The organism is Moraxella sp. CTOTU49097, assembly GCF_032064105.1.
Classification (GTDB): domain Bacteria; phylum Pseudomonadota; class Gammaproteobacteria; order Pseudomonadales; family Moraxellaceae; genus Faucicola; species Faucicola osloensis_B.
Genome location: NZ_DAMBOA010000030.1, coordinates 1 through 14,756 on the forward strand (window position 1 = coordinate 1; position 14,756 = coordinate 14,756).

11 protein-coding genes, 1 other RNA gene and 1 pseudogene are annotated in these 14,756 nt (G+C 45.5%); 5 read left to right on the forward strand and 8 right to left on the reverse strand.

Features of this window, described 5'->3' with window-relative positions:
* The first annotated feature begins 128 nt into the window (after nucleotides 1-128).
* Entirely contained in the window at nucleotides 129-716 is a 588-nt protein-coding gene (locus RT064_RS10385; RefSeq protein ID WP_313063232.1) for a DUF6231 family protein, read from the forward strand.
* A gap of 230 nt (nucleotides 717-946) precedes the next feature.
* Complete coding sequence (gene pal, locus RT064_RS10390; protein ID WP_313063234.1) at nucleotides 947-1,465, forward strand: peptidoglycan-associated lipoprotein Pal; 519 nt, start codon at nucleotides 947-949, stop codon at nucleotides 1,463-1,465.
* 85 nt (nucleotides 1,466-1,550) lie between these two features.
* Here the strand turns inward: pal and RT064_RS10395 are convergent, their stop codons facing one another.
* Complete coding sequence (locus RT064_RS10395) at nucleotides 1,551-2,333, reverse strand: SIMPL domain-containing protein (protein ID WP_313063235.1); 783 nt, start codon at nucleotides 2,331-2,333, stop codon at nucleotides 1,551-1,553.
* A gap of 310 nt (nucleotides 2,334-2,643) precedes the next feature.
* Between RT064_RS10395 and ffs the strand changes: the two genes are divergently transcribed.
* Together ffs and RT064_RS10405 are read left to right on the forward strand one after the other, a co-directional pair.
* Nucleotides 2,644-2,740, forward strand: an RNA gene (gene ffs, locus RT064_RS10400) — signal recognition particle sRNA small type.
* 743 nt (nucleotides 2,741-3,483) lie between these two features.
* Nucleotides 3,484-4,887: pseudogene (locus RT064_RS10405) on the forward strand (DEAD/DEAH box helicase); the annotation flags it as partial.
* 820 nt (nucleotides 4,888-5,707) lie between these two features.
* On the opposite strand, the gene RT064_RS10410 reads toward RT064_RS10405, so the two are convergent.
* Nucleotides 5,708-6,724 (reverse strand): alpha/beta hydrolase, encoded by a 1,017-nt coding sequence (locus RT064_RS10410; protein ID WP_313063236.1) that lies wholly within the window; start codon nucleotides 6,722-6,724, stop codon nucleotides 5,708-5,710.
* 475 nt (nucleotides 6,725-7,199) lie between these two features.
* Here RT064_RS10410 and RT064_RS10415 point away from each other — a divergent pair, with 475 nt between their 5' ends.
* Nucleotides 7,200-8,366: an MFS transporter gene (locus tag RT064_RS10415; protein ID WP_313063245.1), complete on the forward strand. Its 1,167-nt coding sequence runs from the start codon at nucleotides 7,200-7,202 to the stop codon at nucleotides 8,364-8,366.
* A 90-nt stretch (nucleotides 8,367-8,456) separates the two neighbouring features.
* Here the strand turns inward: RT064_RS10415 and RT064_RS10420 are convergent, their stop codons facing one another.
* From RT064_RS10420 to RT064_RS10445, 6 genes are all read right to left on the reverse strand, one after another.
* Nucleotides 8,457-9,950, reverse strand: a complete 1,494-nt coding sequence (locus tag RT064_RS10420; protein ID WP_313063237.1) for an alanine/glycine:cation symporter family protein — start codon at nucleotides 9,948-9,950, stop codon at nucleotides 8,457-8,459.
* 215 nt (nucleotides 9,951-10,165) lie between these two features.
* Entirely contained in the window at nucleotides 10,166-10,864 is a 699-nt protein-coding gene (locus tag RT064_RS10425) for a VIT1/CCC1 transporter family protein (protein WP_313063238.1), read from the reverse strand.
* 169 nt (nucleotides 10,865-11,033) lie between these two features.
* Nucleotides 11,034-12,578 (reverse strand): DUF3482 domain-containing protein, encoded by a 1,545-nt coding sequence (locus tag RT064_RS10430; protein WP_313063240.1) that lies wholly within the window; start codon nucleotides 12,576-12,578, stop codon nucleotides 11,034-11,036.
* A gap of 31 nt (nucleotides 12,579-12,609) precedes the next feature.
* The gene (locus tag RT064_RS10435) at nucleotides 12,610-13,167 is read right to left on the reverse strand and encodes a hypothetical protein (protein WP_313063241.1); all 558 of its coding nucleotides are present in this window, start codon (nucleotides 13,165-13,167) and stop codon (nucleotides 12,610-12,612) included.
* 2 nt (nucleotides 13,168-13,169) lie between these two features.
* Nucleotides 13,170-14,519: a DUF2868 domain-containing protein gene (locus tag RT064_RS10440; protein WP_313063242.1), complete on the reverse strand. Its 1,350-nt coding sequence runs from the start codon at nucleotides 14,517-14,519 to the stop codon at nucleotides 13,170-13,172.
* Nucleotide 14,520: 1 nt separating this feature from the next.
* The coding region (locus tag RT064_RS10445) for a DUF815 domain-containing protein (RefSeq protein ID WP_313063244.1) at nucleotides 14,521-14,756 on the reverse strand (236 nt) is incomplete at its 5' end.

Below are 14,756 nucleotides of genomic sequence, written 5' to 3' on the forward strand. Positions count from 1 at the left end.
ATGATAGATAGTTATAATTGGTTTTAAAGAATGGCATATTAGCCACCCTTATCATGGCTATATCACGGCTATCATTCAACCGTATCTATCAACAGTATCTAATAAAAACTCATCAAAAGGATTTTATTTTGACCAATCCCACCTTAAGCATCACGGATGTCGTCCGACAAAGTCTGGCATTTTTAAGTAAAGATAGCCTAAACAAACATGATTTGAGCAAACACGATTTAAGCAAAGATAAAAATACCGCATCAACAAATCAACCATTCACTGGGCTGATTATCGGTAATGACAAGCAGTCGGTGTTTAGCCAAATTCAAGCCATTGATGAAGCTATTGATCAAGCCGTGAGTTGGGAAGCGTTTGATTATCAAGAGTTTATCGCACATCGGTTTGCCAAACGCTATGACTTGGCAGTGATAATATTATCAAATGATAGCACTATCGACACCCAAATTATTCAGCGCTGTCGCGACTTGTTTGCCAAGCATTGTTTGGTGGTGCAAGACTTATCCCAGCCAGCAACAGGTGTTGATGTGGTGAGCTTTGGCTTTAGCCGATTACATGAGCAGCCGATTGTGGAGAATGACCAAGATCACCATGCAACCAGCTACCAAGTATGGCAATTTAATCTGTTTGACTATAAACATTTGCCAGATTGGTTTAATAGCAAGTTTTGGGCAAACCCTGAATTATGGAATAAGTTTCGCTGGTAGCGGTTGTAGACACAACTTTAGACAGCTTGTTTTGTTATCACTTATCTTATAACCGGTGAATTTTTTAAGCTATTTGTTTAATCCAAAAATTAAACTCCTTTGAGCACTTTGAGTAAAAGTTGGCTAAAATTTACAGTAACACTGTTTACAAAAAGCGCGAGATTGATTTACTCTATCGAAAAGTAACAAAATAGGTAAACGCGTTAAATTATAATTTTTGAGGAAAGACTATGAAATTAACGATGGTAAAAGTAGTAAGCACTGCTGCGATGATGGCAACCATCGCCTTAACAGGGTGTTCTGCCAAACGTACCGGCACGTCTGAAGTAGTGGTTGCGCCGATGGGCGTTCCCGGTGGCGTAGGCTACTATAACGGCGGCGCTGTGGTAACAAACTCAACGTCAGTCATCACCGCCGCGGGTGCGAATCCCAATGCCGTGTATTTCGGCTTTGATAGCAGTGAAATTGACGCTCAAGGTCAAGCTGTATTAAATCAACAAGCGCAATTCTTACAAGCCAACCCAAGTGCCCGTGTCGCCATTGCGGGTCACACTGATGAGCGTGGTAGCCGTGAATACAATCTGGCATTGGGTGAGCGCCGTGCCCAAGCCGCACAAGCCTACTTAGCAACGTCAGGGGTATCAGCTTCACGTATGGAAGCCATCAGCTATGGTGAAGACCAACCTGCCGATCCCGGTCATGACGAAGCGGCATGGGCAAAAAACCGCCGTGCAGAAATTTCTTACTAAGTTTCTTACTAAGTATTGCTTAGCGAGTAAAAGACAAACAAAAAAACCTGTTGATTCAACAGGTTTTTTTGTGGTTAAAATCGGATTATTTGACCAGTTGCACGGTACCATTGGCAGTGACTGTAATGGTGCTATCGCCCGCTTGGAAGTTTTGGTCAGCGACTTTGGCACTGCTGGCTTCTAGCATCATTACACTGCCATACGCGCGCGGTGCACGATAATCGCCCCCTTGACTAAACTCCAACGAAACTAACTGATAGCCTTTTGCGCCCCAGACAGGCAGCAGCGTTTGCGCTTGGCGCTGGAAGTTTTTGGAAGCTTCCATCATTAATTCTTGCTCTGTGGCTTTGCGCGCAGCATCAGACACGCTAAAGTCTAATCCATCAACCGTCATAAAACTTTGCAATTCGGCAATCAATTTGCTAGCGGCGACTGTGTCAGTGCTCTTTAAATTCAAGCTTGCATTCCCCGTCCAGCCAATGATTTTTTGGTTTTTATCATATTGCGGATAGGTGGTTTGGTTGCCCGTACTGACTTGCACTTGTGGGTATTTTTTGGCAATGGCTACCGCTTGGTTCAACGTAGTAGCGATTTGATTAGCCACCTCACTGCTTGATTTGTTTTGCACAGTTTTGCTAAGGGTCGCATTGATTTGGTCATTGCTGACTTTTTTACTTGCTGAGGCAGCAAAGTTAAGCAAGCCGTAGTTTAAAGTATTGGTCATTGATGAGTTCGCAGGGGATGGGTTCACAGGGTAGGTAGCGGCTGAAACACTGGTAAAAGGTAATAGCGTCGCCATAGCAAGCAAACTGGCTGCAATACCTTTGGTCATTGTATGATTATTAGTTGCGGTGCTTAAATGTGTCATAGTGTTTCCTATTGTTTTTTCCTAGTTTTTCTAATGCTTCTTTATATGGGTTGGCATGAATCTGTTGCTGATTAAACTGCTATTTAGCTCATTCAATACGTTGTTGAATGGGCATTATAAAATATTTTGTAACATTTGCAGCGAAAGAATTGTAGAAAAAGGGTAAGAAGTTCGACAAAAATTTACCCAAATGTTGCTTGGTGATGGTTTAGCGTGTGTAAAAGTGAACTAAATACAAAAATTTGGTGTATATGATAAAAATAGTTTGCATTTGGTCGCCGAATTCTCTAGAATACCGCTTCGGTAACCCCATTGGTAGCTTCGCAACTAGCTGCTGTGAACCCCGCCAGGACCGGAAGGTAGCAACGGTAGCAGACAGCCAGTGTGCCGAAGATGTGCTAGTGGGGTTATCACTTTTTTAAGTAGGTGTTTTTGATGCCTATTTCACTTGGTAAGTTTTTTAATTGCGAAAGAAAACTGACCAATAATGACTCATATACGCTACCTAAACGCTAAGAGCAACGTCAATTTTCCAATTAATCTAGCTTATCCATCTGCCTATATATCACGCGCGCCATTGTAAGCGCTGATAATCTTCCGATGATAACCTAATATTTAGCATTGTATTTTTTAAGCATTCTTGTGAATGCCGCGATACGAACTTTTTTGATGGTTTTACTGTTTCAAAAGTTTTGATAAGTCTGATAGTAGGTTTTGTCGCTATTTTTATAGTGAAAAAAATAAGTCTTACAGAGACGATTACAATGCTTTAAAGCGATTAACACGATATTTGTGATTAATGATAGCTGATAATTTTGCCTCTTCATTTTGCTTATCCATTTTGAAAGTGCAGTCAGCTTGAGGGCTTTTGCTTGTTGCGTGTTTTCAATCAAGGTTACCACCGACACTTTGATTAACTTATTTTTTAAGGACTTACATGACTGATTTTAATTCAACCACAGATTTTGCTGATAACTCAATCGATAATTTTTTTAACCACAGCCAAGCCAATATCAATCAGCCTACTGACAACACTCTAGTTGATGACACAGAAGCAACTGCGACAACGGATGTTGTAGCGACTGATACTGTAGCAACGGATACGCCAACGTCTGACGATGCTAACCCTAGCGAAAATGGTTTTACTGCATTGGGTCTTTCAGGTTCATTACTAAAAAGTATCGTCGCAACGGGTTATACCACACCAACGCCTATCCAAGCGCGCGCGATTCCTGCTGCTTTAGCGGGTCGTGATTTGCTATTATCCGCACAAACAGGTAGTGGTAAAACTGCCGCGTTTGTATTACCAATTTTGCATCAATTAAGCGAACTACAAGCCAAAGAAAAAGCGGCAGAAAAGACCGCAAGTGGCAAACGTGGTCGCCAACAGCCAAAAGTCGTACAAGCGTTGATTTTGACACCGACGCGTGAGCTTGCCAACCAAGTACAAGACAGTATCCGTCGTTATGGCTCAGCCATGAAAGATTTGTACAGTGTGCCACTTGTGGGTGGTGCGGCATACAGTGGTCAAATCCGTGCGCTAAAAAAAGGCGTACAAATCATCGTAGCGACGCCGGGTCGTTTGCTAGATCATATCAATGCCCAGCGTGTAAATCTCTCTGATTTGACCATGTTGGTACTTGATGAAGCAGACCGTATGCTAGACATGGGTTTTGCCGATGACATCAATGCGATTTTGGAAGCCACACCCGCGCATCGCCAAACCATCATGTCATCTGCGACATGGGATGGTCCAGTCGGTAAAATCGCTGAAAGCTTTACCAAAGACCCAGAGCGTATCAACATCAAAGTTGAAACCGCACACATCGATGAAAAAGTGTACTTCTGTGACAACTTTGACCATAAAAATAAATTATTAGAGCAGCTGATTTGTGACCCAGAGCGTGGTCAAGCGATTATCTTTACCGCGACCAAACGCAGCAGTGAAGAAGTGGCTGAGCGCCTACAACAATGGGACCACAAAGCCTGTTATCTGCATGGTGACTTGCCACAAAGCAAGCGTAATCGTATTGTCTCAGATCTACGCAGTGGCAAATTTGATATCGTGGTAGCAACAGACGTGGCAGCACGTGGTCTTGATTTACCTAATATTACCCATGTATTTAACTATGATTTACCGCGCCAAGTAGAAGATTATGTACATCGTATCGGTCGCTCAGGTCGTGCCGGTCGTACTGGTATTGCTATCAACCTATGTAGCCGCGATGACCGTCGTCAATTTGGCAATATTGCCCGTTACCTAAAACGTGATATCAATGAAGCGCAAGTTGAAGGCTTAGAACCGCGTTTTGTGGAAAAATTTGAAGGTCGTGGTAAGCCTAATGGTCGCGGTCGTGGTCGCAGCGGCAGTGATAGCCGTGGCGGTCGTGATGACCGTGGCAGTCGCTCACAACGTTTTGCTGGTTCAAGCGATAGACCTTCGAGCGAGCGTCGCTTTGCGGACAAGCCACGTTTTGACAACCAAGAACGCTATGGCAAACCAGCGAGCAACGATAGTTCGGCACGTTTTGAAAAACGTGAGCGTTTTGACAAAGGTCACCAAGGCAACAGCGATAGTCGTTTTGGGCGTGATGATGCGAGTGCGCCGCGTCGTCACCGCGATTCAGATAACCGTCATGGCAACAGTCAGGGCGATTTTCACCGCGCCGCTAAATCATCGGACAAACCAAATTTTGACCGTGATTCACGCCAAGGCAATCGTGAGCCTCGCCAAGGTGAGTATGCAGATCGTCGCCGCGATGATAACCGTAGTTTTAACAAAGATGGCTTTAAAGGCTATCAAGGTGATAAACCACGTTACAACACTGACCGTAACAGCAGTGAGCGTCATGGCGAGCGTTCTAACCGCTTTGAAAAAAATGACCGTTTTGGTGACAAACCTTTTGCCAAAAAAACCGAACGCTCTAGCGAGTTTCGTGGCGATGACCGCGCTCGCAAGCCACGTCCAATCGTAGAAGAAACCTTTGGTCAACCGCTTAAAAAACGTAGCGACAGACCATATCCGGCAAAAGAGGGTCAACGTGCTGGTGATTCACGCTCAAACGGGTTTAAATCTGAGGGTTTCAAAAAATCAGACAAACCATTTGCCGGTAAATCTTCAAGATCGGAAGGATTTAAGTCATCGTCTGACCGTTATGCTTCATCAAGCAAGCCATCCGCTAAACCGGCTGGCAAACAAGATGGTTGGGATGCCCCAAAACGTAGCCGCCGCAATAGCACAGGCAAACCGCTATAAGTTATAGGCAGTAAAAAAAAGCACCTAATTGGGTGCTTTTTTATTGAGTAGCTTATTTTGGCTTGTCATTAGACTGGGCAAATTTTATCCGGCTGTGCAGGGGTTTGGGAGCGTTTGATTATTGGCAAAATTCGCCAACGCTTTGATACAGTTGTTGGCATTGGTCAGGGCACAGATTTTCCATATTCAAAAATGCGTGCGGCATATCCGCAAAATGGAGGAGTTGGGATGGCGCGCCTGCGGCTTGTAATATCTCATGATAGCCGATATCTTCATCACGTAGCGGACAATAACCAGCCGTTAGGTGCAGTGTCTTTGGGGCTTGATACGGCGAATGATGCAGTAGGGTAGCCATATCGGTCCAAAACGGTGAGCTGAGTTCACGGTCATCATACGCTGAAAAATAATTGTCAAAATACCAGCGGATTTTACTAGATTCCAGTAAATAACCCGTGCCATTTTCCTCAATCGAGGGTTGTGACATGGTGTAGTCTAGACTGGCATAAATCAAAATTTGATGGGTGATAGCTAAGTCTGTATTCACACGTTTGGCAAGCCAATCTTGCACCAAGGTGGCAGTAATCGCACCGCCACCACTATCACCCGCTATGATAAGCTTGCCGTTACAGGCATAACCGAGTTGCTGAAGGGTCGCTGTTAAATACGTTAAAATCGCGTGGGCGTCATCAATCGCGGCAGGGTAGCGGTTTTCTGGTGCAAGGCGATATTCGGGCGCTACCACCACGCAGCCTGTCGCTTCTGCCAATTTTTTATAGAGTTTATCATACACGGTGACGCTACCTGCCATGCCACCACCGCCATGAAAATACACCATTACCGGCACGTCAGCCGTTGCTTGTTCATTTGGCAGGGGGCAAATGCTCGGTACAAATAGCCTAAGTGGTACGTTGTAACCCCGAAAATTGCTTGGCGTCACTAGCACCGTATCAATGATTTTTGCCATGTTGGGTGCGTCAGTGACAAATGCGGTTGTCAAATTGGCTAACGCTTCACGTGCGTTGATGGCATTTGGCTGAACGCCTTGCGCTAACAGATACGGAACAATCACTTGATGCAACTGTGTCAAATACGCTTGCATGGCAGCGGGCATTGGCTGTTTTAAATTCTCCGGCATAATTCAATCCTATTGATTTTAAGGTTAACTTCCACAATGTACTAAATATTACTGCAGTTTTGCTATGGCGGGATAGTCATGTTTTGAAAAATACGGATGTTTTGACAAACAGCCGTGTGTTAAAAATATTACACTCTAGGACGCCAAATTTGGCATTGAAGGGCTTGCCAATACCCCTCAATTCACGTGATTGGCTTGAAAAGCATGGCTTAAGGTTAAACTTCTTTTAACAATAAATACCACGATTTAGTGCTAGTATAGGCATTTCTTTGACGGGCACTACTTTGTAAAAAGGTCACCTATGACTTCTCAAGCACAACATGCCATTGGGCATTTAGATTCTTCCAATCATTCCACTGACACCGATACTAATACTCACACACTAATATCCAGTAACTTAACTAGCCGCAAACCACCCCATAGCCAACCGCAAAACCAACCGCCTTCTCAACAACCGAATATCAAACCACCGACAATGCCACCCTCATTGATAGTCAAAATCATGATTGGCATGATTGGCGCGTTTGCATTTTTGCAAGTCTATTCGATTCAAGCGATTTTGCCGATTATGATGCAAGCGTTTTCAGCGACCGAAACGCAAGTGGGCATGACAGTTGGGGCGACGGTGATTGCCATTGCCATCATGTCACCGTTTATGGGGATGTTGTCTGATGCTGTGGGTCGTAAAAATATCATTGTGGCATCTATTGCCTTTATGGCAATACCCACGATGATGATTGGGCTGTCTGACTCACTCTCTAGTATCGTTATTTGGCGATTTATGCAAGGGTTGGCAGTACCTGGTATTACAGTGGTGACGATTGCCTATGTCGGGGAAGAGTACGCGGGCAAAGAGATGGCAAAAATGATGTCCTACTATGTCTCAGGTACCGTATTTGGGGGATTTTTAGGGCGCTTTATCTTGGGGCATTTAGAAGAGCTTATCGGCTGGGAAAAAGGCTTTGTGTTCATGGGCGTGTTGACAGTGCTAGGCGCTGGTTTGGTGGCTTGGTTATTACCGCGCTCACGGCATTTTCATGCCAACCCAAATTTTACATCGGCGCTGCACATGCTAAGTAAACATGTGCGCAACCGTTATGTGGTGACCGCAGGACTGCTTGGCGCGTGCGTGTTGTTTTCATTAGTGGGCTGTTTTACCTATGTCAATTTGCATTTGGCAGACGCACCGTACAATCTATCGAGTGCAGGGCTTGCTAACATTTTTGCGGTGTATTTGATTGGGGTGGTGGTCACACCGATTGCAAGTAGTTTGATTGCCAAATACGGCGCTGCCCGTATGGTGCGCGTGGCCGTGATAATTTCGATGATGGGCGTGCTGATGACACTGGCTGCGCCTATCTCTTTGGTGATTGTGGCGCTTGCAGTGATGTCAACTGGGGTATTTATTACCCAATCGGCGACCATTACTTATATCGCGGTGAATGTCAAAGAAGGGCGGTCGCTGGCGTCAGGTTTATATTATATGGCGTACTACATCGGTGGTAGTATCGGTGCGTGGGCGTGTGGTCTGGCATATGCACAAGGTAAATGGCTATATACAGTCTATACGCTGCTGGCTGTACAAGTTATCGCCTTACTGATTGCGTTTTTTGGGTTAATTAAAATCCCAATCAAAAGATAATCATTCATCACAAAAATAAACCCCAGTCAATGGGGCTTATTTTTTTTAACGGCTGTCAAGTGAAAGCATTGAAGCATTCACATATTAAAATTAGGGTACAAAACGATCATGGTTAGGATGTTCACCAAATTCTTTACGATATTTGGCTGAAATTTCATCCCAAATAGGCGCATTATGTACGCCATTGGCGCGTGCATCATAGATCGGATCTTTGCCTTGCTTGATCTGTGCTTCATAATCGCGCAGTGCGGCAAACGCAGGTTTTTGCAAGAATAAGATACCGATGATATTTAGCCATGCCATCAAACCAACGCCCAAGTCACCCAGTGCCCATGCCAAGTCGGCGGTTTTTAAGCAGCTATAAATTACCACAAATAAAATCACTACTTTGAGTACAGGGATTGCCCAATTTAGCTTTATGGTACGAGTGAGATAACGGATATTGGTTTCTGCAATATAGTAGTACGCCATGATGGTAGTGAAGGCAAAGAAGAATAGCGCAATTGCTACAAACACTGAGCCGAAACCTGGCATGATGTTTTCCATCGCAGTTTGAACGTAACCTGGACCTGCGGCAACGCCTTTAACCCCTTGATATAAGAAGGCTTCTTTGTTGGCAGGGTCTTGTACGTTGTACATGCCAGTAATGATTAGCATGAAACCTGTCGCCGAACAAACAAATAGCGTATCGACATATACTGAAAACGCTTGTACTAAGCCCTGTTTGGCTGGGTGTGACACATCAGCGGCTGCCGATGGGTGAGGACCTGTACCTTGACCTGCTTCATTTGAGTAAACGCCACGTTTCACACCCCATTGGATGGCAAGACCCAACACAGCACCAAACGTAGAATCCATACCAAACGCAGAGCGGAAAATCAACGATAGCACTTCAGGTAATTGACCGATGTGCATGATAATGATAACAATTGCCACGATGATGTAGGCAAGTGCCATAAAAGGTACAATCAACTCAGCCGAGGAGGCAATACGTTTGACACCACCAAAGATGATAAAGCCAAGTAGTGCCGCAATTATGGCGGCTGAAACGCTAGGTGCAACACCCAGTGAATTATTCATTGCTTCAGCAATCGAATTGGCCTGTACACCTGGTAACAATAAACCACAAGCGGCAATTGCCGATATCGCAAATAACACCGCGTACCATTTTTGCCCTAGTGCTTTTTCAAAATAATAGGCTGGACCACCGATAAAAAAGCCTTTATCATCACGTTCTTTGTAAATCTGCGCAAGCGTTGACTCAACGAATGCGGTACTGGCACCCAAGAACGCTACCATCCACATCCAAAATAATGCACCAGGGCCACCAAACGTAATCGCCGTTGCCACACCGGCAATATTGCCTGTACCCACACGACCTGCGAGTGACATAGCGAGTGCTTGGAATGAGGACACACCCTGATCGGTGCTTTTGCCGTCCATCAGTAATCGAATCATGCGACCAAAATGGCGCACTTGTAAAAAACGACTACGAATTGAAAAATATAAACCAACCAATAAACATAGATAGATTAATGCGGGACTCCACACCCAATCATTAATCGCATTGACAAAATCTTGCATTACCTTATCTCCCACTACCGTAGAAAGCTAAAATCCCATAGGATTTTTGACTATTTGCCAACTGTTTAATTTATAGAAACGCTACTCTATCACCCAATAAAAGTTTCTATAAACTTGCTGAATTATTACAGTTTCCTTATCTTATAAGAAAAAATTGGTTTTGCAAATGGTAATGATAAAAATTGGCGATAAATAATGCGATAAAAAGTGATTGACTAACCCGTTTTTACCCCAAACATTTCACCGATAAGGTTGGTGGTAACCAACGCGACAACGCCCCAAATGACCACCCGCACAATGGCAGGGAAAATTTTGGCACCCCCCAAATACGCCGATAACCAGCCCAAAACTGCCAATCCTATCAAGGTCACTGTGCCCAAACCGCCGACCAAAAATTGCTTTGGTAACAGCCAAATACACAGCACCGGTAGCAGCGCCCCTGTGATGAAGGATAAAGCCGATGCCACGGCTGCCTGTAGCGGATTGGCAGACGCGGTATCGGTAAGTCCAATTTCATCGCGCGCGTGCGCTTCTAGGGCATTGTGAGCAGTGAGTGCTACCGCCACATCATGTGCCATAGCAGGCGTTAAGCCGCGCTGAACATAAATATGCGTCAGTTCTTTTAGCTCGCGGTCTGAATTGTGCTCAAGTTCATAGGCTTCTTTTGCCAAGTCGGCTTTTTCGGTGTCGGCTTGCGAAGAGACGGAGACATATTCGCCCGCTGCCATACTAATTGCGCCAGCAATCAGCGAGGCCACCCCTGTCAACAGCAAGGTATGACTGTCCACTTGCGCTGCCGCAACCCCCATCAATAGACTGGCGGTGGAAATCAAACCATCGTTGGCACCGAGCACGGTTGCGCGTAGCCAGTTGTTGCGATTACTAAAATGTGGTTCATGATGTGCTGAATACATGGTATTGCCCTCAAAAACAAAAAAAATGACATAAATTAAAAGATAGATTAAAAGATAAAAATAACAAAATTAGCTTAATAAATTCTTATAATGGGCTTAACAAATAATAGCCTTAACAAGGCTAGATAATTTTTAGCCAAGTTTTTTATCATGATTGTAGGTTAATAAGTCAGCGTCTTAGTTGGCGTGATAGTTGCCAAGCTGCCTCATCACGCAGCTCATGCGACTGCTTGGCAGATACAGTGGCTTGTCTGCCTGTGTTGAGCGATGACCATTCGGGCTTACCACGCGCTTTTTTGAGCAAACTTGGCAATCTATCAACTGACCAAGGCGCGAGCGATTGGTTCGCCATGATGATATCAGTCGCCGCATGACCGCGATGGCGTAGCGCAGTCAGCAAATCCATTGCTCTAGTCGCCAGTAAGGTCAGGGTGGCAGGGTCTATGTGCAGCCGTTTGACACCGCTGATTTTGTCGGCAATCGCGCTGGTGTTTGACAGTAAGCCACCTGCCAAACCACCAAGCGCCGTACCCAGCCCCAGTGACGTGCCAAGGGTGGCGACATCAATACCCAGTCCAATCAGCGCGCCTGCCGCTGCACCGCCTGTGGTACGAATCCCATAACTAGCTAGTACTTCTTTATCAAACGGATCGCGGCGATATTCAGTCAGCTCAAGCGGTGTGGTGGTGACGGTATTGTCATAAAATTTATAGAGGTTTAGCAGTTCATCTTGCATACTGCGTTCAGCTTGGCGTACTTTTTCTTGCATTTTTTGTAAGGTAGGCAGCGGATCATCCTCCTCATGAATGGTTTCAACAAAGGCGGCAACGTTTAATAAAAAATGCGCAATGATAATATTGGCATCATCGTACAAATCATCCCAATCGGCTTTACGACGCTCGATCAGCTGTTTGATAATTTCAGGTTGTATCAGCATGGTTTCTAAGTTTTGCCACAGTTTGATTTCATCATCAAATTCAAACGCCACTGAGTCAAACCGCGTGGATACATGCAAGTTGCGGCGTGCTAGCATCTGCTGCCATTCATTGATATTGCTATCTTGACCCTTAGTAAAGTTAAATACAGGCATGACGGGGATGGCTGACCATGACAGCACCGTCAACTCATCTTTATATTTGCCGAGCACAGGCTCACGCGCATCAATCACATAGACAGCCATGTCACTGGCAATCAGCTGACGAATGACCTTGGCTTCTTGGCTAAACTCGTCTTGCGCAGGTGCGCTTGCCAAAAATTGCTGTAACCGCTCCACACCATCACGGCGGGCAGCGGTGTTGTCTTCTAACCAATCAAGTAGCCCTGACGCATCTTCTAGACCGGGCGTGTCATACAGTGCCACCAAGCCTTGCCCCGTTTGGCTGTCATTGATCATGGCTTTTTCCACATGACGGGTAGTGGCAGGCGCATTTTTGACTTCGCCAAAGTACATATCACGCAACAGGGTGCGTAGTAGCGAAGTTTTACCGGTATTGGTATGCCCCACCACCGCCAATTTTAACGCTTCATTTTCGCCAATGCTGATTTTGCGGCTGCGATAGGGGGTTTGTTCAGCTTGGGCTAATGGATGGTTGGGCGATTGCGTAGCGATATCGGTGCTTGGATGGGTCGCACTGTCAGTAGCCGTCGCTGGCAAATAATCTTTGGTTAAATCAATTGTCAATTTTTCTTGGGTGGTTATGTCTTTGTTATCCATTATTTGTTAACCTTTATGTATTCAGCGCGAGCTATTTTTGGCAAGTTCTTTTGGCAAGTTCTAAGGCATGGGTGACATGATTGAAGGCAGTTTGGGTCAGTGAATGTGCCAGCCAATCATCAAAACTATGGGCAACATCGTCGGTGTTTTCGCTACTATCTTCTGCCAGTTGGTCGTAATAATCCAAATAGCCTTCCGCAGTTAAAATCACCCAACCATCACTTACTTCGGATTTTTCTTCCATGGCTGTCAAAGATAGATAAAACCCCAGCATATCAAGCATCAGTAAAATCGCGTCACTGGTGCTGTGTGGATAGCTCTCGCCCATAGCAAACATGATGTCATCGAGCGCATTTAGCGCCTGTTCGATGCTATCGGTTTGCCAAGTTTGAGTATTTACGGCGTCAAACAGGGCTTGATAGTAAGGTTTTTCACTGTCGAGTTCGTTGTCAAGCCAGTCGGGTGGTAGATTTTGAACGAATTGACGCAGTAGATTTTGCACAAAGGCGCTTTGCGCTGCGAGCGTAAGCTGTGAAGCAGTTTGGGCAATGCTATTAATCACATCGGCATAGCTGATCGTGGCATTCATGGTTAATTTTCTCTTACTAGGGCAATTTGGCGTTCTGCCAACGCGGTTTCCCATTGTAGTTGACGGGCTTTGATGGTTTCAATTTCGCTCGGACTTGGCAGGTAGCCTTGATTGGCATCGAGCAGTTGCACAATCATACCGCCTTTTGCCGCGCTTGCGATATTATCGAGTTTTCGCAGGGTGCCACGGTCGGGGAGTGCGAGATTGGAGATACCGATGAGCACTTGAACAGGGTTGATTTGAAGGTAGGCAATCAGTTTTTCCAAGTCATCACGATCATCAATACGACCAAAGTTTTGCGCCGCCATGCCGACGGTTTTGGCATACCAGTGCGGGTTGGCTTGCGGGTACTCGAGTAACACGGCAAGTTTATTGGCTAGGCTGATTTGGGCAGTGGGCGCAATAGGTTTTTGCTCAGCAGGGCTGTCATCGGGGTCAATCACTTTGCGCTGCCAAAAATCGATAATTTTTTGATAGTACGGCTGTTTGATATCAAGCTTCATACGGCTTGAGCGTACCATCATCAGACAACATAGCCATGCGAGCAAACGTGGCACGATACCGTACATCAGTAGGCTGCCGATTAACAACATCGCCCAGCGAAACGAAATCATCTGTGGCGTGGTTTCAGGATTCATTTGCGCGGTGATAATATCTTGCGCCGTTGGCGTAGGAAAGCCTACCCAATGGGGGAGCCAAGACATCAGCTTGACCACTTCCACCACGTTGCTGTCTTGCAGTAGGGTTGATTCCCACACAAAATTATAATTTTTGACCAATAACAATAGAATTAATGATACCAACATCCCCGATAGGCTGGCTAACCAAAACTGGTGGCTGATACGACTGACGTACCATTTGGTGCCAGCATGATTGAGCTGGTCTTGATATAGCTCGACTGCCGTTTGGGTAACAATATCTTTGCCCCGCACTAGGGTTGCCGGGGTAAAAAAAGTACCAAAAAAACTGGGTTTGTTGCGCGGTGAGAACAGCATCCAACCGAGCCAAACCAGTAAAATAATGGTATTAAACCCTAATAAACTGGCTAGCACATAAAAAAAGTTCACCACCTGCGCTTGCATCAAGCCAAATAACGCGACAAAGCCCAAAATAAACCACAGCACAGTCAATCCCCAAATTACGCCATTGACGCGAGTGTCAATGGTGGTAAGTAGCTGCGCAAGTTTGCCGTCATTATCAATGCGTGAGGCACGGCGGCGCAATTTGGTCAGCGGTTCGCCCGACTCATGTTGCAGTTTTTCCGTGATAAGGATAGGGTCAGCGGCAAAAATATGCTGTTTTTCTTCCAGCCTGCGCACCAGTTCGGTCAGTTGGTCTTGAGATGTGTACATGTTAATTTTCCAACCTTTTCATGCCAATATAATACCGACTAAACTGATAAGCCACGCGCCCAGAGCGTCCGCCGCGTTCACTGGCAAAGCGCAAGGCAGCGGCTTTTGCTTCCTCATCAAAAGGCAAACTTGCTTGCGCCAAATAATGCGCACAAATATCCAAATACACAGGTTGGGTCATGGGATGGAACGACAGCCACAGCCCAAAGCGGTCAGACAACGACACGGTTTCATCAA